At 48.9% G+C, this 19,930-nt stretch carries 22 protein-coding genes and 3 tRNA genes; 19 read left to right on the top strand and 6 right to left on the bottom strand.

Features of this window, described 5'->3' with window-relative positions; genetic code table 11:
• Nucleotides 1-2: 2 nt before the first annotated feature.
• The gene (locus tag PHW53_04270; GenBank protein MDD4995646.1) at nt 3-1,070 is read left to right on the top strand and encodes a UDP-N-acetylglucosamine--N-acetylmuramyl-(pentapeptide) pyrophosphoryl-undecaprenol N-acetylglucosamine transferase; all 1,068 of its coding nucleotides are present in this window, start codon (nt 3-5) and stop codon (nt 1,068-1,070) included.
• A 68-nt stretch (nt 1,071-1,138) separates the two neighbouring features.
• On the opposite strand, the gene PHW53_04265 is transcribed toward PHW53_04270, so the two are convergent.
• The 4 genes from PHW53_04265 to PHW53_04250 all read right to left on the bottom strand — a co-directional run bounded on the left by PHW53_04265 (nt 1,139) and on the right by PHW53_04250 (nt 3,927).
• Nucleotides 1,139-1,285 carry a hypothetical protein gene (locus tag PHW53_04265; protein MDD4995645.1) on the bottom strand — a complete coding sequence of 49 codons (147 nt, stop codon included), beginning with the start codon at nt 1,283-1,285 and terminating at the stop codon, nt 1,139-1,141.
• Nucleotides 1,286-1,338: 53 nt separating this feature from the next.
• Nucleotides 1,339-2,523, bottom strand: a complete 1,185-nt coding sequence (locus PHW53_04260) for a MiaB/RimO family radical SAM methylthiotransferase (GenBank protein ID MDD4995644.1) — start codon at nt 2,521-2,523, stop codon at nt 1,339-1,341.
• Between the two features lie 203 nt (nt 2,524-2,726).
• Nucleotides 2,727-2,803: transfer RNA gene (locus tag PHW53_04255), tRNA-Lys, on the bottom strand.
• A gap of 167 nt (nt 2,804-2,970) precedes the next feature.
• Complete coding sequence (locus PHW53_04250; protein ID MDD4995643.1) at nt 2,971-3,927, bottom strand: calcium/sodium antiporter; 957 nt, start codon at nt 3,925-3,927, stop codon at nt 2,971-2,973.
• 88 nt (nt 3,928-4,015) lie between these two features.
• Here PHW53_04250 and PHW53_04245 point away from each other — a divergent pair, with 88 nt between their 5' ends.
• From PHW53_04245 to PHW53_04185, 13 genes are all read left to right on the top strand, one after another.
• Complete coding sequence (locus PHW53_04245) at nt 4,016-5,146, top strand: glycosyltransferase family 4 protein (GenBank protein MDD4995642.1); 1,131 nt, start codon at nt 4,016-4,018, stop codon at nt 5,144-5,146.
• 50 nt (nt 5,147-5,196) lie between these two features.
• Nucleotides 5,197-7,878, top strand: coding sequence for an HAD-IC family P-type ATPase (locus PHW53_04240; protein MDD4995641.1), 2,682 nt, complete (start codon nt 5,197-5,199; stop codon nt 7,876-7,878).
• 37 nt (nt 7,879-7,915) lie between these two features.
• Nucleotides 7,916-8,485, top strand: coding sequence for a hypothetical protein (locus PHW53_04235; protein MDD4995640.1), 570 nt, complete (start codon nt 7,916-7,918; stop codon nt 8,483-8,485).
• A 1-nt stretch (nt 8,486) separates the two neighbouring features.
• Nucleotides 8,487-9,068, top strand: coding sequence for an MFS transporter (locus PHW53_04230; GenBank protein MDD4995639.1), 582 nt, complete (start codon nt 8,487-8,489; stop codon nt 9,066-9,068).
• Nucleotides 9,049-9,720 (top strand): glycosyltransferase family 2 protein, encoded by a 672-nt coding sequence (locus PHW53_04225; protein MDD4995638.1) that lies wholly within the window; start codon nt 9,049-9,051, stop codon nt 9,718-9,720. The genes PHW53_04230 and PHW53_04225 overlap by 20 nt, the downstream gene beginning before the upstream one ends.
• A 4-nt stretch (nt 9,721-9,724) precedes the next feature.
• Nucleotides 9,725-10,327 carry a GDSL-type esterase/lipase family protein gene (locus PHW53_04220; GenBank protein ID MDD4995637.1) on the top strand — a complete coding sequence of 201 codons (603 nt, stop codon included), beginning with the start codon at nt 9,725-9,727 and terminating at the stop codon, nt 10,325-10,327.
• A gap of 163 nt (nt 10,328-10,490) precedes the next feature.
• The gene (locus PHW53_04215; GenBank protein ID MDD4995636.1) at nt 10,491-10,850 is read left to right on the top strand and encodes an endonuclease domain-containing protein; all 360 of its coding nucleotides are present in this window, start codon (nt 10,491-10,493) and stop codon (nt 10,848-10,850) included.
• A 92-nt stretch (nt 10,851-10,942) separates the two neighbouring features.
• Nucleotides 10,943-12,340 (top strand): UDP-N-acetylmuramoyl-L-alanine--D-glutamate ligase, encoded by a 1,398-nt coding sequence (murD, locus tag PHW53_04210; GenBank protein ID MDD4995635.1) that lies wholly within the window; start codon nt 10,943-10,945, stop codon nt 12,338-12,340.
• A gap of 77 nt (nt 12,341-12,417) precedes the next feature.
• Complete coding sequence (locus tag PHW53_04205) at nt 12,418-12,603, top strand: DUF5679 domain-containing protein (GenBank protein MDD4995634.1); 186 nt, start codon at nt 12,418-12,420, stop codon at nt 12,601-12,603.
• Between the two features lie 60 nt (nt 12,604-12,663).
• A complete protein-coding gene (locus tag PHW53_04200; GenBank protein MDD4995633.1) occupies nt 12,664-13,983 on the top strand; it encodes a UDP-N-acetylmuramoyl-L-alanyl-D-glutamate--2,6-diaminopimelate ligase in 1,320 nt (439 codons plus the stop codon).
• A gap of 70 nt (nt 13,984-14,053) precedes the next feature.
• Nucleotides 14,054-14,695: a PH domain-containing protein gene (locus PHW53_04195; GenBank protein ID MDD4995632.1), complete on the top strand. Its 642-nt coding sequence runs from the start codon at nt 14,054-14,056 to the stop codon at nt 14,693-14,695.
• Nucleotides 14,692-15,105: a septum formation initiator family protein gene (locus tag PHW53_04190; GenBank protein MDD4995631.1), complete on the top strand. Its 414-nt coding sequence runs from the start codon at nt 14,692-14,694 to the stop codon at nt 15,103-15,105. The genes PHW53_04195 and PHW53_04190 overlap by 4 nt, the downstream gene beginning before the upstream one ends.
• Before the next feature lies 1 nt (nt 15,106).
• On the top strand, nt 15,107-15,682 hold the full coding sequence (locus PHW53_04185; protein MDD4995630.1) for a SurA N-terminal domain-containing protein: 576 nt from the start codon (nt 15,107-15,109) through the stop codon (nt 15,680-15,682).
• A gap of 239 nt (nt 15,683-15,921) precedes the next feature.
• Here the strand turns inward: PHW53_04185 and PHW53_04180 are convergent.
• Together PHW53_04180 and PHW53_04175 are read right to left on the bottom strand one after the other, a co-directional pair.
• A tRNA-Thr gene (locus PHW53_04180) sits at nt 15,922-15,994 on the bottom strand.
• 118 nt (nt 15,995-16,112) lie between these two features.
• Nucleotides 16,113-16,183 (bottom strand) — tRNA-Gly (locus PHW53_04175).
• Nucleotides 16,184-16,217: 34 nt separating this feature from the next.
• On the opposite strand from PHW53_04175, the gene PHW53_04170 reads away from it, so the two are divergent.
• The 5 genes from PHW53_04170 (at nt 16,218) to PHW53_04150 (ending at nt 19,681) form a co-directional block, all read left to right on the top strand.
• On the top strand, nt 16,218-17,054 hold the full coding sequence (locus PHW53_04170; protein ID MDD4995629.1) for a septal ring lytic transglycosylase RlpA family protein: 837 nt from the start codon (nt 16,218-16,220) through the stop codon (nt 17,052-17,054).
• Nucleotides 17,051-17,731, top strand: a complete 681-nt coding sequence (gene ftsE, locus PHW53_04165; protein MDD4995628.1) for a cell division ATP-binding protein FtsE — start codon at nt 17,051-17,053, stop codon at nt 17,729-17,731. Before PHW53_04170 ends, ftsE begins: the two co-directional genes overlap by 4 nt.
• 1 nt (nt 17,732) lies before the next feature.
• Nucleotides 17,733-18,644, top strand: coding sequence for a permease-like cell division protein FtsX (locus tag PHW53_04160; GenBank protein MDD4995627.1), 912 nt, complete (start codon nt 17,733-17,735; stop codon nt 18,642-18,644).
• An 11-nt stretch (nt 18,645-18,655) separates the two neighbouring features.
• Nucleotides 18,656-19,246 (top strand): DUF4230 domain-containing protein, encoded by a 591-nt coding sequence (locus tag PHW53_04155; protein ID MDD4995626.1) that lies wholly within the window; start codon nt 18,656-18,658, stop codon nt 19,244-19,246.
• 69 nt (nt 19,247-19,315) lie between these two features.
• On the top strand, nt 19,316-19,681 hold the full coding sequence (locus tag PHW53_04150) for a four helix bundle protein (protein MDD4995625.1): 366 nt from the start codon (nt 19,316-19,318) through the stop codon (nt 19,679-19,681).
• The last annotated feature ends 249 nt before the right edge of the window (nt 19,682-19,930 follow it).

Below are 19,930 nucleotides of genomic sequence, written 5' to 3'. Positions count from 1 at the left end.
ATATGAAAGTATTATTTACCGGAGGATTCACCCTGGGGCCGGTTACGCCCCTTCTCGCGGTTTCTGAAGAGATACGGCGGCGCGACCCGCTGGCCGATGTTTTTTGGATTGGAACAATGAGCGGTCCGGAGCGCGAGCTAATTGCCGAATACAATATTCCGTTCAAGGCAATCGTGACCGCCAAATTCAGGCGTTACTTTAGCTTGTATAATCTTGTTGATTTTTTTTATTTTTTCGTCGGCCTAATGCAGTCGTTTATTTATCTTTTAGGCAACCGGCCGGATGTCATAGTTTCGGCCGGTGGATTCGTGAGCGTGCCGGTTGTGTTCGCCGGGTGGGCGCTGGGCATCCCGTCACTCATACATCAGCAGGATGTGCGTCCCGGTCTCGCAAACCGCCTCATGGCGCCGTTCGCGAAAGTAATTACCGTTTCGTTTGAGAAGTCACTGAAAGATTTTTCGAGCAATAAAAGCAAGTGGATTGGCAATCCGGTAAGAGAAGATGTCTTGCGCGGCAATCGTCGGGAATCGTTGGAATATTTTAATTTTACCAACGAAAAGCCAGTTCTTCTGGTGCTGGGAGGCGGAACCGGCGCGGCGCGCATCAATGAGCTGGTAAAAGAGACGCTTTCCGAACTTTTAAAATTTTGTCAGGTGCTGCACATTGCGGGTCCGCGCAAAGGCAATATCAGTGAAGATAAGTCCGGTTATCGCGTGTATCCGCTCTTGACTGAAGGAATGTCGCGCGCGTATGACGCCGCCGATCTGGTCGTCAGCCGCGCGGGCATGGGAACGCTTACCGAGCTTGCGGCTCTCGCTAAACCGGCAATAATTATTCCAATGCCGGATTCGCATCAGGAAAAAAACGTTGAAATATTTGAATCCGCCAATGCGGCGCAGTATCTGCCGCAAGAGACTCTCACGCCGGAAAGATTCGTAGAGACGATTCGTCACAGTTTTGAACATCTGGACGAACTGCGGGAAAAAGCAAAGCGAAAATCTATTATTCTGCCGCGCGGCGCACGCGATAAAATGGCGGATTTGATTATTGGGTTGGCTTTGAAAAAATAATTAATCAATAAAATATCCTCCGATGATATTCGGAGGATATTTTATTTTGTTACAAGTTTTACAGTCAATTAGATTATTTCTTCTTCTTCAGTCGAAGCCGGCTCCTCGGCGGAACCTTCTTCTACCGGAGTCTCCTCGGGAGTTTCCTCGACCGGAGTCCCCTCGGCAACATCTTCGCAAGTGCACGGATCGTTGCCGCATGTGCAATCTGCCATAGTTTTTTTCTTAATATTTAGTGTAATTACTATACCATATATTTGGACATTTGTCAAGGCATGGTGTCAAGAGTTGCCGGTGTGGATAAAATTAAATTGTGAAGATTTTTCGATGAACGTGTGCGCATACGGAAATAATACGGAGAATATCCGTACCAGATATTTTTACTACTTTTTTTACTATTATTTTCATACAGCACTTCTAGTGTTCGGCCGGAATAATTTTTCAACCATTCGTTGCGCGTATTTTCCGATGCGCGGGAAAGGATATTCATGCGCGATTTTATTTCCGCGGGAGATATATTATTTTTCAGCCGGGTGGCAGCGGTATCCGGCCGTTCGGAGTACGGGAAGAGGTGAATATTTATAAATTTAATCCGGCGGATTAATTCAATTGTCAGATTAACATCATTCATGGTTTCACCCGGGAATCCGACGATGATATCCGTGGAAAATGAAAACAGGGGATTGACGCGGCGCGCGGCCCGGACGATGCGCGTATAATCTTCCGCCGAATAGGCGCGATTCATGAGTTTCAAAATGCGGTTGCTGCCGCTTTGGAGAGAGAGATGCAGGTGCGGCATGAGGCGGGGTTCGCGGAAAAGCGCGATAAATTCGGCGGTTATGGGGCGGGGATCAACTGATCCGAACCGGATCCGCGGAATGGTTGTCTGAGAAAGCACTAATCCGACAAGGTTCGCGAGCCGGAGTTTGTTTTCGCGGTACTGGCAGATATTGATGCCGGTCAGTATTATTTCTTTGGCACCAGCGGCTCCGGCCTGATTGATTTCCGCGATTATCTCCGCGGACGACCGGGAAACCGATTTGCCGCGGATTTTGCGGATCAGGCAGTATGAACAGTTAAAATTACAGCCATCTTGGATGCGGATGAAGGCGCGCGTTGACGGGCGCGGCACGGACTGCGGTCTTGCGGAGTGCCGAGATTTAAGATATTCAATAACCCGGTCGGGATTTGAAAAATATAAATCAATCTCTGAAATTTTTTTAACAAAACATCCGGCGGCAATTACTTGCTTGCCGGATTTTTTCGCGGCGCGGAGCATCTGGCGCGTGCGCTGTTCGGCGCCGGAGGTGACGGCGCAGCCACTGATTACTGAATAGTCGCAGGATTCGCCGTAGGGGACAATCGTCCATCCGTTGGCGGCCGCGGCGTCGCGGATTTTATCGCTGTCGGCCTGGTTGGCTTTACAGCCGAGCGCGTAGAAACTAATTTTCATTAACTAATTTGGTAGGCCGGCTGGGATTCTCACATCGTCCCTCGACAAGCTCGGGACTCTCACGAAAACCTTCGGGTTTTCGTGGGCTTTCCTCGGTAAGCAAGGGGGCTGCGCCCCCTTACCATCCCCGATTCAAATCCCAGCAAATATATTTCGACTTACTTAATAATCTACTACGGAATACTGATTACTGACTACTCGATTGGTAGGCCGGCTGGGATTTGAACCCAGGACCTTCTGCTTAAAAGGCAGTTGCTCTACCAGACTGAGCTACCGGCCCAAATTATCATTTTTTTATATTTATTTTAAGAATATTCTGACTGAGCCCCGACGATCCCGACTGCGTCGGGATGTCGGGATCCCGATTTCCGCCCGTGGCGGAACATCGGGACTACCGGCCCAAATAATGAAAATATGTTATCAAATTCGATTAATAAAATCAAGGGTTCAGCCCCGCGATATTAAAAAGAGTAAATATCCGGCATAACAGATTAGGAATCCGACGCCCTGCCAGCGTTCAAGAATGTGCCGTTTGCCGATAAACATAAAGGAAAAAAGCAGGATTGTGGCGAGAGCGGCGACGATGATGGAAGAGTTCATACCCGGAGTAAGCGGTAGCGGCCGGATTATCGAACTTACACCAAGGATCCAAAATATATTAAATATATTGGAGCCGACGATGTTGCCCACGGCGATGTCGGGATTCTTTTTATACGCCGCGACCGCCGAAGCGGCGAGCTCGGGAAGTGAGGTGCCGACCGCGACGATTGTGAGACCGATAAAAGCCTGGCTAAGGCCGGCGATTTCCGCAAGCTTAATAGCTGAATCAACTGCAAGTTTTCCGCCAAGGGCAAGGCCGGCAATGCCGCCGCATATCATAATTAAGGAAAGCCAGCCTCTGTAGGTTTTTATATTGTCCTTAGAATCGGTGCGGCTTCGGCTGATGCTGTAGGTATAATAAAGAAAGATTAAGAAAAAAGACAGAAGGACCAGGCCGTCAATGTGGGAAAGTACGCTCTCTCCGGTGCCATCGATCAGAGTGTCGTTCGCGAGAATGAAAACAAGGATAGCGGCGAGCAGGCTCAACGGAATTTCTTTCCAGGTGGTGCCGGAATTTATCGCTAGGGGATAAAATATTGCAGTAATCCCAAGAATTAAAATTATATTCGCGATATTACTGCCGATGATGTTGCCGATGGCAAGATCCGTGGCGCCCTTGAAACTGGAAAGAATATTAACGACCAATTCGGGGACAGATGTGCCGAATGCAACTACGGTGAGGCCAATAACGATGCATGGCACGCCGAGTTTTTTGGCAATTGAAGACGATCCGTCCACGAGCCAGTCGGCACTTTTTATGAGAATCGCGAGCCCGGCGATTAATACAAAGAGATTGAATAACATAATATTATTATTCTATCAAATTTATAAAATTGTTTCAACCGGTATACAGTTGTTTTTTGATTAAAATTAGGCTAAAATATATGTGTCTATGGCAAAGGCGCAAAACAAAAAATTAAAAATCTACATGATTGGCCAGAAGGGTATCCCGAAATCAGGGGAACTCGGCGGAGGCATTGAGACTCATGTGGAGGCAGTTGCGACACGGCTCGCGGCGCACGGGCACCGGGTTTTTGTGTATGTGCGGCCGTGGTTTCAAAAAGAGCGGACGCGCAAGTATAATGGTGTCACGCTTTTGCGGCGGTGGACTTTTCAGAGCAAAAATCTTGAAGCGATTATTCATACGTTTATTTGCACGCTTGATGTTTTAGGACGAGACGTGGATATTATTCATTATCACGGTGTCGGACCGTCCACTCTGGCGTGGATCCCAAGACTGTTTAAAAAAAGCGCAAAAGTTTTGGTGACATTTCATAGTCAGGATCGTTTCCACAAAAAATGGGGGCTCGCGGCGCGGTTTTATCTTGCCTGGGGAGAATGGACGGCCTGCCATTTTCCACATTACACAATCGCGGTAAGTCAGAATATTGCGATTTATTGCGCACGGAGATTTAAGAGAGAAGCGGTATATATTCCGAACGGCGTTGAGCCGGGCATCGTGCGCCGCTCGGACGAACTCGAGCAGTTCGGGGTCCGGCCGGATGGATATTTTCTGGTGGTCGCGCGCCTCGTCCAGCACAAGGGTATTCACTATTTAATCCAGGCGTATCAGGGGCTGAAGACCCAGAAGAAACTGGTGATTGTCGGTGCGCCGAGTTTTTCTTCGCAGTATTTAAAGTTTCTTGAAGCCCTGGCCGAGGGCAACCGCAATATTATCTTTGCCGGTTTCCGCACCGGTGACACCCTGCGCCAGCTTTTCGCCCATTGCTATACGTATGTCCATCCGTCCGAATCAGAAGGGCTTTCAATAACTATTTTGGAGGCCATGAGTTTTGGCAAATGCGTTTTGATTTCCGACATCCCGGAAAATCTTGAAACAATTGATCACTCGGGATTTTCTTTTAGGTCCGGCAATGTCACGGACCTGCGGCAGAAGATGGAGTATTTGCTCGCGAATCCGGCAATGGTAAAGCATAAGGGCGCGCGAGCAAAGAAATTTATCGGAGAATTTTTCAACTGGGAAAAGATCGTGGAGAGCATCGAGGGGCTGTATCGCCGGTAGGTTTGACAATTATTTCAATATCTCATTTCATGCTATGATAAGAATGTTTTATGGCTAAAATTCGCAACAATTGGCACGCCTGTCCGGCCAAGGAAATATTGAATATGCTGCGGACGCAGAAAAGCGGACTCGCAAAAGACGATGCGGCGCATCGGCTGGAGCGGTGTGGGTTTAATGAATTGCCCCGCGAAAAAGGGCTGTCCGGCCTTAAGGTTTTCCTCGCCCAGTTCAAGGGGCCGCTGATTATCATTCTGCTCGTTGCCGCGGGAATAAGCCTGGTGATACGGGAGTTTGTGGATTTTGGCGTGATAATTGCCGCGGTTTTTTTGAATACGGTTATCGGGTTCGTGCAGGAGTATAAGGCTAATAAATCGCTGAAAAGGCTGAAAGAGATGATTGAACCGCAGGCAACGGTCCGGCGCGACGGGCGCGAGATTATAATTCCGTCACGCGAGGTCGTGGCCGGCGATATCCTGATTCTCGAAGCCGGGGCGCGCATTCCGGCCGACTGCCGTTTGATCGAGGCCTATGATTTTTCGACCAATGAAGCCGCGCTTACCGGCGAATCCCTGCCCATTAACAAGATTATAACTCCGCTCTCGGCCGGCACACTACTCGCCGAACGCCGCAATATGGCATATCTTTCAACCGTTGCGGTGCGCGGCCGCGCGGTTGCGGTCGCCGTGGCGACCGGACGTGAAACCGAACTCGGTCGTATCGCGAAAATGATTTCCGAAATCCCGGAAGAACCCACGCCGCTTCAAGTCCAGCTTAGTTTTTTGGGAAAATCACTTGGCGGGATAGTCTCAATAATCAGCTTGCTGATTTTTATTTTTGGCGTGATATTGGGACAACCGTGGTTCGGGATGCTGCTCACGAGTGTCGCTCTTTCGGTGGCCGCGATTCCGGAGGGCCTGCTCGTGGCAATGACCGTGGTGCTCGCGATCGGCATGCAGTCAATACTAAAAAAACAGGCGCTGACGCGTCGGCTGATTACGGCCGAGACATTGGGGTCGGTTTCGGTAATCTGCTCGGATAAAACCGGCACCCTGACACTCGGCGTAATGCAAGTGACGACAGTTGAAACATATAAGGGCGCACTCGAACTTCCGTCCGAAATTGAGGGAAATATGTTTGCCAAAAGCGATCACGCGATCGCGCTAAAAATCGTTTTATTGTGTAATGACGCTCATTTCGAAAATCCGGACCAGCCGGTTACTTCGACGATTATCGGCGATCCGACCGAGGTGGCGCTTTTCCGGGCGGCGCGTGAGTCCGGGCTGGATATCCACGAGCTCGCGCGAAGTTATGTCCGGAAATTTGAACTGCCGTTTGATGCCGGAAAGCGATACATGGCGACGCGACACGAGTTCAAGAAAGACGCGGACGTGATTTACGTAAAAGGAGCGCCGGAACAAGTTCTTTCATTCTGTTCATATTATCTCGCGGACGGAGAAATACATCATCTGGGAAAAGATGAACGCGATAAAATTCATAAGGATGTTTTGAGGCTGGCCGGCAAGGGACTGCGGATTTTGGCCGCGGCATACCGCCGGCACGATCCTGAAGATCCGGATTTGGGGGAGAACGATCTCAAGGAAATGGTTTTTACCGCCCTGGTTGGGTTGCAGGATCCGGTGCGTCCGGAGGCGCGCGAAACAATCCGGCTCTGCCGCGAAGCGGGCATACGGCCGGTGATAGTGACCGGCGATCATATTTTGACCGCTACGGCGGTGGCCGAGCAGGTGGGCATTGAAATAAAACACGATAACGCCATGAACGGCGCAGAGATTGACAGAATGAATGACCGCGAACTCGCCAAGGTAATTAAACGGGTTGATATTTTCGCGCGGGTTGAACCGCAGCACAAGGTTCGCATTGTTGACGCCTGGCAGGCGGCCGGCGCGGTGGTGGCAATGACCGGCGACGGAGTGAATGACGCGCCGGCATTAAAATCCGCGGATGTGGGCGTGGCGCTCGGGAGCGGCACGGACGTGGCTAAGGAAAATTCCGACCTCGTACTCCTGGATGATAATTACCGGACAATCGTGAACGCGGTTCACCGCGGCAGGATAATTTTTGACAATATCCGAAAAATAATTGTTTATCATCTAGCGGACAGTTTTGGCGAAATGATTCTGATTGTCGGTAGCCTGATTTTCCGACTGCCGCTGCCACTTTTGCCGGCGCAGATTTTGTGGATTAATCTCATTACCGATGGCCTGCCGAGTTTTGCGCTCACGGTTGAGCCTGGAGAAAAAGACGTGATGCGGATTCCGCCGCGGCCAAGAACCGAGCCGGTTATGAACCGGGAGATGAAGCTTTTAATTTTTCTCGTCGGAATTCTTACTGATATCGGTCTTTTTCTGCTTTTTATATATATGCTGAACATCGGCAAGGAGGTGGATTATGCCCGAACGATTGTGTTTGCCGCGCTGGGCGTTGATTCGCTTTTTTATGTTTTTAGCTGCCGAAGCCTGCGCCACACCATATTTACATTTAATCCGTTTAGCAACCGTTTTTTGCTGGCGGCGGTGGTTGGGGGGTTGGCCCTGCAGCTTGTTGCGCTTTATGTTCCGTTTTTTCAAAATTTGTTTGGTTTGCAGGTACTTTATTTCAAGGACTGGCTGTTGGTGCTGGCAATCGGCGTGATTGAAATCCTGGCCATTGAAATTACCAAGCTCTTTTTTATTGCCGCCCGGAAGAGAAAACAACCGGCTTGCGCGATTTAACAAATTTAATTTAAATGCTATAATTCTAAATCATCTTATGAATAAAGCTTTTTTCGCTAAAATAAGGCACGGGCACGAGATGCACGAAACAAAGAGGAGGATTGTCGTGCGAAATTCAAATGAGGCGCTGAATTTGTCAAAGCGCGCGATTTTTTCCTACCACCGCGATGACGTAAAATCGGCGCAGGAGAATTTGGCACAGGCGGAGAAAATTTTCGCGCGTCTGGATCGCGAGGCAAAGGGTATGCCCGCGCTCCGGCACGAGGGTTCGTGGCGCGCCGCGCTTGAGGAATACTGCGAGGCCAAATTATTTGGCGAATTTTTGCACAGCGGTTGCGTCTGTGAAATTCGCGACCGCCAGGTTGATACGGAAATTTATATCGGCGGGCTTTCGGATTTTACTGGCGAGCTGGTGAGGCGCGCGGTCAGAGAGGCCACGGAAAAGAATTTTGAGGACGTCCGGAAGATCAAGGATGCGATTACGGAAATCATGAGCCAGCTTATACAGTTGGATCTGGCCGGATATCTGCGCACCAAGTATGATCAGGCCAAAAATAATCTTCGCAAGATCGAAGAAATAATGTACGAAGTTTCTTTAAGAAAATGATATGAATAAAGTTCTAAAATATCTCATCATTGCGGACGTGATATTTTTATCCGGCGTTACACTGGTGTCGCCGGTTATCGCAATTTTTATTAACGATAAAATCGTTGGAGGTTCGATATTCGCGGCCGGACTCGCCGTCATGATTGTTTGTTTCGTGAAGGCCGCGGTGATTGTTCCGCTCGGCATATTCAATGACCGCGAACGCGGCAATCGGCGCGAGTTCATCACACTGGTCCTGGGTCTTTTTATCATGAGCCTAGTGCCGATCGGATATATTTTTATTCACCGTATAGAGCATTATTTTCTTTTGCAGATTGTGGACGGCATCGGCGCAGCGTTGTATTATCCGGGCTGGTACACGATTTGGACAAGATTTGTCGACGGATACAGCGAAGGGCGCACTTGGGCGATTTACGGATCGCTTACCTCGCTTGCCATGGGTATAACCGCGTTTGTCGGCGGATATGTGGCGCAATTCTTAGGTTTTCATGCAGTCTTCATTATATATTCAATGTTCACCTTGATTTCAATAATCTTTATTTTATTGGTAAGAAATAGGATTTATGGATGGTCAAAAGCCTAGGGTCGCGGCAATCGTGCCCGCGTTTAATGAAGAAGAGACAATCGGACCGATTCTGGAGACATTGAAAACCTCGCCGCTTGTTGACGAGGTGATTTTGATTTCCGACGCGTCATCCGATCGTACGCATGAAATCGGCAACCGCGCCGGAATTACGATCTCGCATCAGCTGCCGATCAAGGGCGGAAAAGGCGCGGCAATGGCGCACGGCGTGGCGCACACCGATGCGCCGATTATTTTTTTCGCGGATGCGGATTTGTACGGATTCAGCCACGCGCATATTGAAGCAATTTTAAAACCCGTTATCCAAGGCCGGCTTGCCATGTGCGTGGGATTGCGCGACCGTGGAAAATTTTTGATGAAGCTTTCCGGAATCCTGCCGCTGATCGGCGGAGAGAGGGCGATGCGGCGCCAGGTTTTTGAAGATATTCCGGACGCGTACCGGCGCGGATTCATGGCCGAGATCGCCATGAATTATTACTGCCGGTCCAGGAAACTCAAGTACGGTTCGGCCGAGTGCCCGGGGCTCACCATCAGGCGCAAGATGCAGAAGGTCGGGTTTACGAATGGGCTGAGGGAATACATTAGAATGTATTATGAGATTTTTAAAGCAATGATAATTGTGAGGTGGGCGCATCTAGTTGGTAAATTTTAAAAATATGGATAAAAATATTTGCGTTTTTGGCGATAGTATCGTCTGGGGAGCGTGCGACTATGAACAGGGCGGCTGGGCGGAGAGACTGAAGATTTTTTGTGCTAAAAATTACGAAGATGTTTCGGTCTATAATCTTGGTATTTCGGGAGACAATACGGACAAACTTTTAAAAAGATTCAAGGGAGAGGCTAGGACGCGAGACCCCGGCATAATTATTTTTGCCGTCGGCATCAATGATTCTTATTATCGCGTGGCGAAAAAAAATCCAAAAGTCCCGCTACGGAGATTTAAAAAGAATATTTTTAAATTGATAAAACAGGCAAAGAAAATTGAGGGCAGGGCAATAATTGTGGGGTTGGCCGGAGTTGATGAGAAAAAGACCATGCCAACGACCTGGGATGCGGAATTGTTTTATGATGATGATAATGTTATTAAGTATGATAATGCCTTGAAAGATATCTGTAGCGTAGAGGGGGTAAAATATGCGGAGATTAAGAGCTTATTGAATCACGAGGATTTTGAGGATGGCTTGCATCCAAACGCTCGCGGACATGAGAAGATTTTTCAAAGAGTGAGGGATTTGCTTATTGATATTAATCTGATTTAATATTATTTGAAATCATCCGTTAATCAATCCGCTTGAATACGGCGCGTCTTGGTTAATCTTAGCGGCTGGATTCCCGCTTTCGCGGGAATGACGGTGAGCTGATTAAGACATTCATATAACGTTCCCTCCCTTTGTTCAAAAGGGAGGGTCAGGGAGGGATTTTATGCCTACTTACAACTCAAAACTAAAAACCACGGCGCGCAATCTTCGTAAGGCGATGACGCCAGCGGAAATGACACTTTGGATTCGATTGCGCCACAAACAAGTTTATGGCGCGCAATTTTTTCGTCAAACAAGGATTGGCAATTATATAGTTGATTTTTATTGTCCGTCTAAGAAGTTGGTGGTTGAAGTTGATGGCGGTCATCATAATTATGACAAATTGCAGAGAACACGTGACGAAGAAAGAAATAAATATCTGGAGTATGTTTGGAAACTTAGGGTGCTGCGTTTTTCAAACGGCGATGTATTAAAAAGCCCAGATGAGGTTGTCAACAAAATTGCCGAGGCGATAGGGGATTAGAGAAAAAAATCCCCCCCCTGTCTCCCCCTTTTGAACAAAGGGGGAGGACGATATTGTTCGTCCGCGCAGATGAGCAGGTAATATTACAAATTATGCATAATCAATTTTCAGAATATAAAAATAAAAAAATCCTGATCGCCGGTTTGGGGTCGTATGAGAAGGGGAGCGGGATTTCGGCGGCCCGGTTTTTTGCCAAACTCGGCGCGCGGGTCACGGTGACGGATTTGAAGTCCGCCGCGCTTCTTGCAAAAAGCGTGCGCTCGCTCCGGGGACTCAAGATTAAGTTTGTTTTGGGAAAGCACCGGATATCGGATTTCCGCGAAGCCGACATTGTGGTTAAGAATCCGGGCATGCGGCGCAGTTCCGAATACCTTGCGGCGGCGAGAAAAGCCGGCGCGCACATTGAATCCGACATGACCATATTTTTCCGCCATTGCCCGTGCCGGATTATCGGGGTCACCGGAACGCGCGGCAAGAGCACGACCACGTCGCTCATCTACGAGATGCTGAAGCGCAAATACAGGCGCGTTTTTTTGGGCGGCAATATCAAGATTTCTCCGTTGAATTTTTTGCACAAACTCCGGCCCGGGGATGTCGCGGTGGTTGAACTTTCTTCATGGATGCTTGAAGATCTCAACGCAGGGCGGATGAGCCCGCACGGCGCGGTCATCACCAACGTGATGCGCGATCATCTGAATACATATAACGGCATGAAAGAGTACGGCGAAGCCAAGGCAATGATTCTCGCGCATCAGAATGTCGGCGATTTCGCAGTGCTGAACCGCGATAATAAATATACGCGGCAGTTTGGCGCGCGGGTGATTGGCCGGCGTTTCTGGTTTTCGCTTAAACCGTTCATTGAAGAAAACGGCGCCATGGTTAAAAACGGACGCATGATTTTCCGAGAGGACGGGCGCGTCCGTAATGTCGCGTCAGTAAAAGACGCGGCAATGCGCGGAGAACATAATCTTTATAACAGTCTGGCCGCGCTCGCGGTAGCGAAAATAATGGGCGTGCCGTGCGTCGCGGTGCGGAAAACCCTGCGCGCGTTCAATGGCCTGGCGGACCGGCAGGAGCTCATCCGCGAGATCAGGGGAGTCAAATATTATAATGATACTACCGCCACCACGCCGGATGCCGGAATCGCGGCTCTGCGCACCCTCGGGGTGCAGAAGAATATCATCCTGATTGCCGGCGGGGCGGACAAAGAGCTCATCTTCGGGGAATGGGCAAAGGCGCTTAAAAAATATTGTAAAAAAGTCGTCCTGCTTCAGGGCACGGCCACGCCAAAAATGTCCGCCGAACTCAAAAAAAACCGGGTTGAGATTGAGTCCACGGTAGACTCCATGAACGCGGCCGTAAATCTCGCCAAAAAGCTTGCCAAAAAAGGTGAGATTATCCTGCTTTCACCGTCGGCCGCGAGCTTTGGTTTATTTCGCAATGAATTTGACCGTGGCGAGCAGTTTATCCGGGCTGTGCGTAAAATATAGGCGGTTGAGCTTATTTGTGCTATAATGTGTATAAGTTAATTTAACCCTAAGAAATTATTAATAATTTAGCTAAATCTATGGCAAACGGAGACAAAGTCGAGAAAGTCCAGGGCTATTGCGTAAAGTGCAAAGCCAAGCAGGATATGTCGGAAGCGAAGGAAGTTGAGATGAAGGGCAAGGGCGGAAAGACACGCCGCGCGATGAAGGGAAAGTGCCCGAAATGCGGCACAACCATGTTCCGGATCATGGGCGCCAAAAAGTAAGAAATATTTAAAAGCCCCCGTTCAAAAAGGGGGTTTTTATATTGGCCAAATCATGGTAAAATGAAGCAGATGTTAAATACATTAAGAAAATTAATACCGCGGCCAATTCTGGGGGTCTACCATTTGATTTTGGCGCGTATCGCGGCCTTGATTTACCGCAATCCTTCGCGCGAGCTTATCGTCATCGGCGTGACCGGCACGAACGGCAAATCAACAACCGTGAATCTCATTAGCCGGATTCTGGAGCAGGCGGGCGCGAAAACCGGGTTTACCACCACCATTAATTTCAAGGTGGGGGACAAGGAATGGCTGAATGACACTAAGATGACCATGCCGGGCCGCTTCCGGCTCCAGAAGATGCTGCGCGACATGGTGAAGGCCGGCTGCGTCTACGCAGTGATTGAAACCTCCTCCCAGGGGCTGGACCAGCACCGGCATCTGGGCGTTGAATACGATGCCGCGGTTTTTACCAATCTCGCGCCCGAGCATCTGGAGGCGCACCACGGATTTGAAAATTACAAAAAAGCCAAAGGCAAATTATTCGCGCATGTTTCAAGATTCAAGAACAAGAAAATCGGCGGCGCGGTCATCCCGAAAATTATCGCGGTGAACGCGGATGACGAAAACGCGGGTTATTTTCTGGATTTTCTGGCGGATAAAAAGATTACCTACTCAATGGAAAATTTTTCCGACTACCGCGCCGAGGACGCGGTGCTTGAGCCGGCGGGTTCGCGTTTTACCCTTAAGGGCATGGATTTTGAAATGCCTCTGCCGGCGAGATTCAATATTTACAACGCTCTCGCGGCAATCGCCGTGACCGCCGGGCTCGGAGTGCCGCTCGAGGCCGCGCGGGACGCGCTCGCGCAGGCCAAAACAATTCCCGGGCGGCTGGAATACATTGACGCGGGCCAGGATTTCAAGGTAATGATTGACTACGCGCCCGAACCGAATTCGCTCGCCGAACTGTATCATCTTTTAAAATCAATTCCAAAGAATAAACTGATTCATGTTCTTGGTTCGGCCGGCGGCGGCCGTGACAAGGCGCGGCGGCCAATTCTCGGGCGCATGGCCGCCGAAACCGCGGATTATGTAATTGTCACGAACGAAGATCCCTACGACGAAGATCCCATGGAAATTATCAACCGCGTGACTGAGGGGGCAATGGCCGGCGGCAAGGTTCTGGATGAAAATTTGTTCAAGCGCATGGATCGCCAGGAGGCAATTGAAAAAGCGATCAGTCTTGCCGGGCCCGGAGATTTTGTGCTGATTACCGGCAAGGGAGCCGAGCAGGCCATGGTGGTGCAAGGCGGACGCAAGATAAAGTGGGACGATAGAGAAGTCGTGAGGCAGATTTTAAAAAAACGAGGAATCAAGAATTAGGAATTATGAATCAGGATCTCGTTGAGTCGCGATTCCTGATTCCTGATTCATAATTCATTATTCACGCGTTATGAGTTTGGAAAAAGCACTAAATTTAAAAGACGATGAAAAAGTAATTTACGCGGCGCATCAGTTTCCGCTGACCTACTGGCCGAGCGTGGTTATAGCGTTCGCGCTTTTGGTGGCGCCGTTCTTTTTTATGTTTCCTCTTTTTGAGCTGGGCTGGTGGGGCGTTGGGATTTTTGTCTTGGCGATTGTTTTCGGCGTCTTTTACGCCCTGCGGCAGGTGGTGCAGTGGTATTACAATGTATTTGTAGTGACCGATCAGCGCGTAATTGACATTGACCAGCGCGGATTTTTTGACCGTACGGTTTCGGTGGCGCCGTACCAAAACATCCAGGATGTTTCATACCGGATCCACGGCGTCTGCCAGACGGTTTTACGTTACGGCAACGTGCTGATACAGACGGCTAGCACAACCGCGAATTTGGAAGTGCGCAAGGTGCGCCATCCGCACGTGCTGCAGGAGCTCATCAACGAGCTTAAGCTTGAGGCACGGACGCAGGCGCCGGGCGACGAAAAGATAAACGCGCTCAAAGAGTTCACTGACCGGCTGACAATCGGCGAAATCAAGGCGCTGGTGCAGAAACTTAAAAGCGAGGAAAAAGAAAAAGCGGTTAAGGATTTTTTTAGCGACGAGGAAAATATATGAGAGAGCCGCGGCAGGGAAAATTAAGGCAGATTCTGGGACTAAAAACTTTTTTTGCGATTAACCTCTGCATTCTTTTTCTGGTGGCGCTTAGTTTCGGGCGCGAATTTGTGCGCAATTACGAGATAGATAAAGAAATTAAGAGCCTGGAGGACAAGGCCACGGCTTTGGAAGTGCGGAATCAGGATATTCTTCAGCTTGCCGAACAATTAAAGACAAGCGATTATCTGGAGGAGGAGGCAAGGGTTAAACTCGGACTAATGAAACCCGGAGAATCGGTGGCTGTAATGCCCGAGCCGTCGGCAGAAACCGCGGTCCCGGTCGCCGTTGGGCAGGATTCGGCGAACGGAGATGCGCCGGTAAAAGAAAAAAGCAACCCTCAGCGCTGGCTCGAATATTTTTTAGGGACATAAAATGACAAAAGATACAAAAAAAATTATTATTATCGCGATCGCGGCGATTATTCTGATAAAGGCTCTCACCGCGATCGGAATTTATGGGTTCAGGAGCACAAACGCGTTTTATTGTTTTATGACCCGTGCCTTGCCGTATCCGGCCATGTTCGTGAATTACCATCCCGTGCTTTATCGCGAGTACGCGGACAATGTGAATACCCTGCGCAATATTGCCCGGGAACAGGGTGGCTCGGAAATGACCGAAGGGCAAATACGCAAAAGCGCGGCCGAGCGGCTGGTCGCGAATCAAGTGCTGGAGCAGATGGCCGCGGAACGGAAGATCAAGGCCTTTGATTATGAAATTGAAAAGGAGTTTCAGCGGGCGGTCGGTGACACGGATCAGGACGAGCTTGAAATGAATTTAAAAAAGCTTTTTGGCTGGACGGCGGAGGAATACAAAGAAAACGTGGTTAAGCCGTTTATTTTGGGGCAAAAATTGACCGAAGCCATATACGGCAGCAACGCGGATGATTTTGAAAAATATCTTCAGGAAGAAATTAAAACTGCCAAAATTTTGTATTTAGTGCCGCATTAGTACGAGGAATCATGAATAAGGAATTATGAATTATGAATCATAATTTGTCGGATGGTACTCAATGGGTCTGAAAATTAAGAATTAGTGGCCGTTAAAAGCTTATCGTACGGATATTGGTAGCCTAGCTTAGAAAGACCCTGATTCCTGATTCATAATTCCTGATTCATCGTGCATGATGTCCGATAACGAGCAAATCATTGGCTAACGGTCTAGGAATAATCGCCCCGCTCAAATCAAAAAGCCACCGGTGGGGATCGAACCCACGACCTCTGCTTTACGAAAGCATTGCTCTACCAGCTGAGCTACGGTGGCGTACTCGGGATTGAATTTTTTAAAAAATCAGCGTAAAATATTAGCGGGATACGGGAATCGTCCCGACGTTCCGCTTCGCGGAAGTCGGGATCGCTTCGCGAAACAATCCGTTTTTAAAAGCGGGATACGGGAATCGGACCCGCGTCTCTTGCTTGGGAAGCAAGCATACTGCCACTGTACTAATCCCGCGGGTTGGTTAATATAATACCGAATAATATAAATTATGGCAAGATATCTAGTTCTGGCAATTTTATTGGCGATACCCCTGAATTTGGCGCAGGCGGCGAGCGTTTTGCCATTTGCCGATGTCGCGGAAAAGGAGCTCGTCTCCCATATTTTTCTTGACGAGCCGACGATCATCAAGGGATATACCGTAAAGAGCACGGATCAGAAACTCAAGCTCGGAATTTTACCGGAAGCGGTCAAAGGCCCGACTGGGATTGATATTAAGATTCTGGACCCGGAAATTATGGCCGATACATTGCCCGCGGGCAAGACCCTGCTCACGCCGATTTATCTTTTTGATGTCCTAAACAAAGAGGCGTACGACAACACGAAATATTATTGGTTTGAGATAAATTATGATTCCGGCCTGGCCTATCTTTATGAAAAGGGGCTGTATTTTTATAATGGGATCTCTAATAACTGGGAGCCTCTGCCGAGCAAGGATATCCAGTGGCGCTCGGCGGTCAAGGCTCTGATTCATCTGCCGTACGCGCGGCTCGCGGTGTTTGGGGAGCATGAAATTATGACGAGCGGGGTGGCGAGCTGGTACGAATTCAAGGATTGCGACTGCGCCGCAAGCCCTGATTATCCAAAGGGAACGCAGCTTTTGGTGACAAGCCAAGCCGATTCGACCAAATCGGTCGTGGTGACCATCAACGATTGGGGTCCGGACCGTTCGGTTTTTCCGGATCGGGTGATTGACCTCGATGTAGATGCTTTCCAAAAAATCGGCAATTATCTCCGGGGTACCATGAGAGTAAATGTTGATTTTTACGCCCTGCCCCAGGCGGCGAGTTCAACTTCGTCAGCTGTTAATCTAACAACAACGCCATGATCAGACTTAAGAGTTTATCAAAAATTTATAAACCCAATACCGTGGGCGTGCAGAACGTGAGCCTGCATATCCGGCCCGGAGAGTTTGTTTCCATAGTCGGGCAGAGCGGCACGGGTAAGACGACCTTGATCAAGCTCATCATCGCTGAGGAGAGGCCGACCAAGGGCATGATTGAAATCGGCGGTTGGGATATTTCGCGCATCCGGCAGGACGAGGTGCCCATGCTCCGGCGCCAGATCGGCGTGGTTTTTCAGGATTTTAAATTGCTGCCCAAAAAGACGGTTTTTGAAAACGTGGCTTTCGCGCTTCAGGTTTGCGGCGTGCCGGGCGCCCGCATTAAAAAAATCGTGCCCAACGTGCTTAAAATCGTGGGCGTTGAGGAAAAGATGTGGCGGTATCCGCGTCAGCTTTCGGGCGGGGAGCAGCAGAGGGTGGTGATCGCGCGCGCGCTCGTGCACCGGCCCAAGATTCTGGTGGCCGACGAGCCGACCGGGAACCTTGATTCAATCAATACCCGCGAAATTATTGACCTGCTAAAGAAAATTAACGAATACGGCACCACGGTTATGCTCGTGACCCACAACCGCGAGGTGGTGAACTCCCTGCGCAAGCGCGTCATCACGCTTGAGGACGGCCAGATCATCCAGGACCACGAAGAGGGAAAATACTCATTATAATATGATGATTTCATTTTTTAGAATCATCAAATTCGCATTCCAGAATTTTTGGAGAAATTTCTGGCTCTCCATAATCACCATCAGCATTCTCGTGCTGACGCTTTTTACAATAAATATTTTTGTCACAATGAATTTTTTGACTCAGACCGCGGTTTCGGCGGTGCAGTCGAAAATCGATGTGAGTGTTTACTTTAATCCTGAGGCATCCGAGGACGCAGTCAAGAATGTGCGTTCATATCTTCTGGGGCTTTCGCAGATCAAGGACGTGACATATATCAGCGCCGATGAGGCAATCGCCAAGTTCCGCGCCGAGCATGAAGATAACGCGGAAATAATGGCCTCGCTCGAGGAGCTGGAGCAAAATCCGCTCGGCGCGACGCTCGTAATCAAAGCGAACAATCCGGACGATTATCCATTTATACTTGAGACGCTCAATAATCCGGAATTTACCTCATATATACAAGATAAAAATTTTGACGATCATAAAACAATAATCGACCGCATTGATTCCATCACCGGCAAATTGCAAAAGTCGGCCCTTGTCCTGAGTGGCTTATTTATGCTGATTGCCATTCTTATCGTGATGAACACGATCCGCGTGGCAATCTACACCCACCGCGAGGAAATTGGCATCATGAAACTCGTGGGCGCGTCCAACTGGTTTGTGCGTTTGCCGTTCTTAGTGGAGAGCGTTATGTATTCGCTTTTCGCGACCGGCATTATCGTCGGCATCGTTTATCTTTCGGTTTTGTTCACGGAACCGTATCTCAGCAGCTTTTTTGAAGGTCCAATCGGGCTGTTGAACTATTTCAACGCGAATTTTGTTCTGATTTTCGTGGGGCAGTTTATCGGCATGTCCATAATTTGCATCCTGAGCACCAGCATGGCGCTCGGCAAATATCTTAAAGTTTAAAATTTAATAATATGAAAAAATTGGGATGGTACTTGTTCGGTATTGCGTTTGTCCTGATAGTTGGCGTTGTTATCGGATGGTGGGTGACGCACGATTCCGGCGACGCTAAAAAAGTTTCCAGCCAGCTGATATTGACCGCGCTCCATGACCGCGGATTTTTAGTTACGCAGACTTACGTGTTTGACGAACCGCTGACCATTGACGCATCGGAGCAGAATTTTTGGAAAAATATTCTGTGGGGCCAGGTCATCAAGGCGCACGGCGTGGTTGAGGTGAATCTGGGCATTGATTTATCCAAGGTGGGGGAGGGTGATGTCGCGGTCGCGGCCGACAAGGTGACGGTCAGAGTCCCCAAGGCCCAGCTTTTTAATTCGCGGCTGGTCGGACAGATTGAGGTGGAAAACAGCCAAGGGATTTTAAAACGGCTTTTTGACAATGACGACGGCTACAATCAGGCCCTCTCCGAGATAACGGCCCAGGCCGAGGCGGCGGCGCTGACCGACGAAATGCTCGCGCGCGCCAATGAAAGTGCGACGCAGGAAATCAGCCGATTATTGGGGTATGTGGTAACGGATCGGACGGTGGAAATAGTCATTAAATAGAATATTTGACCGGATAGAATATCTTTGATAAATTCCAAGCACCAAATACCAAATTCCAAACAAATTCCAATGGATCAAGCTCCAAATTCCAAAGCGTATAGTCTGGAAGAACGCACTTTCAAATTTGCACTGCAGTGTCGGGATCTTATTAAAACCTTGCCGAGGACAATAACCAATATTGAATACGCGAAACAGCTGGCAAGATCATCGGGTTCGGTGGCGGCGAATTATATTGAGGCCAATGAATCATTGAGCAAAAAAGATTTCTTTTTAAGAATGAAGATTTGCAGAAAAGAAGTTAAGGAAAGCCGTCTTTGGTTAAGTCTCCTGGGAATTGAAGACCAGAATTTAAACAGGATAAAGGATATATTGATTGGCGAATCCACGGAATTATTAAAGATTTTTTCATCAATAATCAAGAGTTCAGGCGCGTAGTTTTAAAAATGGAATTTGAGATTTGTCTGGAATTTGATGCTTGGAATTTGGAATTTATAATATTCGGGGGTCGTCTAATGGTAGGACTCCAGCCTTTTGCGCCAGCGGGCGCATCCGCCTTTGGCGGAGAAGCTAACAATTTAATATTCGGGGGTCGTCTAATGGTAGGACTCCAGCCTTTTGCGCCAGCGGGCGCATCCGCCTTTGGCGGAGAAGCTAACAATTTAATATTCGGGGGTCGTCTAATGG

The organism is Patescibacteria group bacterium, assembly GCA_028710985.1.
Lineage (GTDB): Bacteria > Patescibacteriota > Patescibacteriia > JAHJFT01 > JAHJFT01 > JAQTTB01.
Note: the sequence above shows the minus strand (reverse complement) of the source record. Positions and strands in the feature narration are given on the sequence as shown.

Coding starts and splice junctions, on each gene's coding strand:
- PHW53_04225 (MDD4995638.1), top strand. CDS start 9,049: ATGGATGGTCAAAAGCCTAGGGTCGCGGCAATCGTGCCCGCGTTTAAT.
- PHW53_04240 (MDD4995641.1), top strand. CDS start 5,197: ATGGCTAAAATTCGCAACAATTGGCACGCCTGTCCGGCCAAGGAAATA.
- PHW53_04220 (MDD4995637.1), top strand. CDS start 9,725: ATGGATAAAAATATTTGCGTTTTTGGCGATAGTATCGTCTGGGGAGCG.
- PHW53_04200 (MDD4995633.1), top strand. CDS start 12,664: ATGAAGCAGATGTTAAATACATTAAGAAAATTAATACCGCGGCCAATT.
- PHW53_04245 (MDD4995642.1), top strand. CDS start 4,016: ATGGCAAAGGCGCAAAACAAAAAATTAAAAATCTACATGATTGGCCAG.
- PHW53_04185 (MDD4995630.1), top strand. CDS start 15,107: ATGACAAAAGATACAAAAAAAATTATTATTATCGCGATCGCGGCGATT.
- PHW53_04195 (MDD4995632.1), top strand. CDS start 14,054: ATGAGTTTGGAAAAAGCACTAAATTTAAAAGACGATGAAAAAGTAATT.
- PHW53_04215 (MDD4995636.1), top strand. CDS start 10,491: ATGCCTACTTACAACTCAAAACTAAAAACCACGGCGCGCAATCTTCGT.
- murD (MDD4995635.1), top strand. CDS start 10,943: ATGCATAATCAATTTTCAGAATATAAAAATAAAAAAATCCTGATCGCC.
- PHW53_04155 (MDD4995626.1), top strand. CDS start 18,656: ATGAAAAAATTGGGATGGTACTTGTTCGGTATTGCGTTTGTCCTGATA.
- PHW53_04265 (MDD4995645.1), bottom strand. CDS start 1,285: ATGGCAGATTGCACATGCGGCAACGATCCGTGCACTTGCGAAGATGTT.
- PHW53_04235 (MDD4995640.1), top strand. CDS start 7,916: ATGAATAAAGCTTTTTTCGCTAAAATAAGGCACGGGCACGAGATGCAC.
- PHW53_04190 (MDD4995631.1), top strand. CDS start 14,692: ATGAGAGAGCCGCGGCAGGGAAAATTAAGGCAGATTCTGGGACTAAAA.
- PHW53_04230 (MDD4995639.1), top strand. CDS start 8,487: ATGAATAAAGTTCTAAAATATCTCATCATTGCGGACGTGATATTTTTA.
- ftsE (MDD4995628.1), top strand. CDS start 17,051: ATGATCAGACTTAAGAGTTTATCAAAAATTTATAAACCCAATACCGTG.
- PHW53_04270 (MDD4995646.1), top strand. CDS start 3: ATGAAAGTATTATTTACCGGAGGATTCACCCTGGGGCCGGTTACGCCC.
- PHW53_04170 (MDD4995629.1), top strand. CDS start 16,218: ATGGCAAGATATCTAGTTCTGGCAATTTTATTGGCGATACCCCTGAAT.
- PHW53_04160 (MDD4995627.1), top strand. CDS start 17,733: ATGATGATTTCATTTTTTAGAATCATCAAATTCGCATTCCAGAATTTT.
- PHW53_04150 (MDD4995625.1), top strand. CDS start 19,316: ATGGATCAAGCTCCAAATTCCAAAGCGTATAGTCTGGAAGAACGCACT.
- PHW53_04250 (MDD4995643.1), bottom strand. CDS start 3,927: ATGTTATTCAATCTCTTTGTATTAATCGCCGGGCTCGCGATTCTCATA.
- PHW53_04205 (MDD4995634.1), top strand. CDS start 12,418: ATGGCAAACGGAGACAAAGTCGAGAAAGTCCAGGGCTATTGCGTAAAG.
- PHW53_04260 (MDD4995644.1), bottom strand. CDS start 2,523: ATGAAAATTAGTTTCTACGCGCTCGGCTGTAAAGCCAACCAGGCCGAC.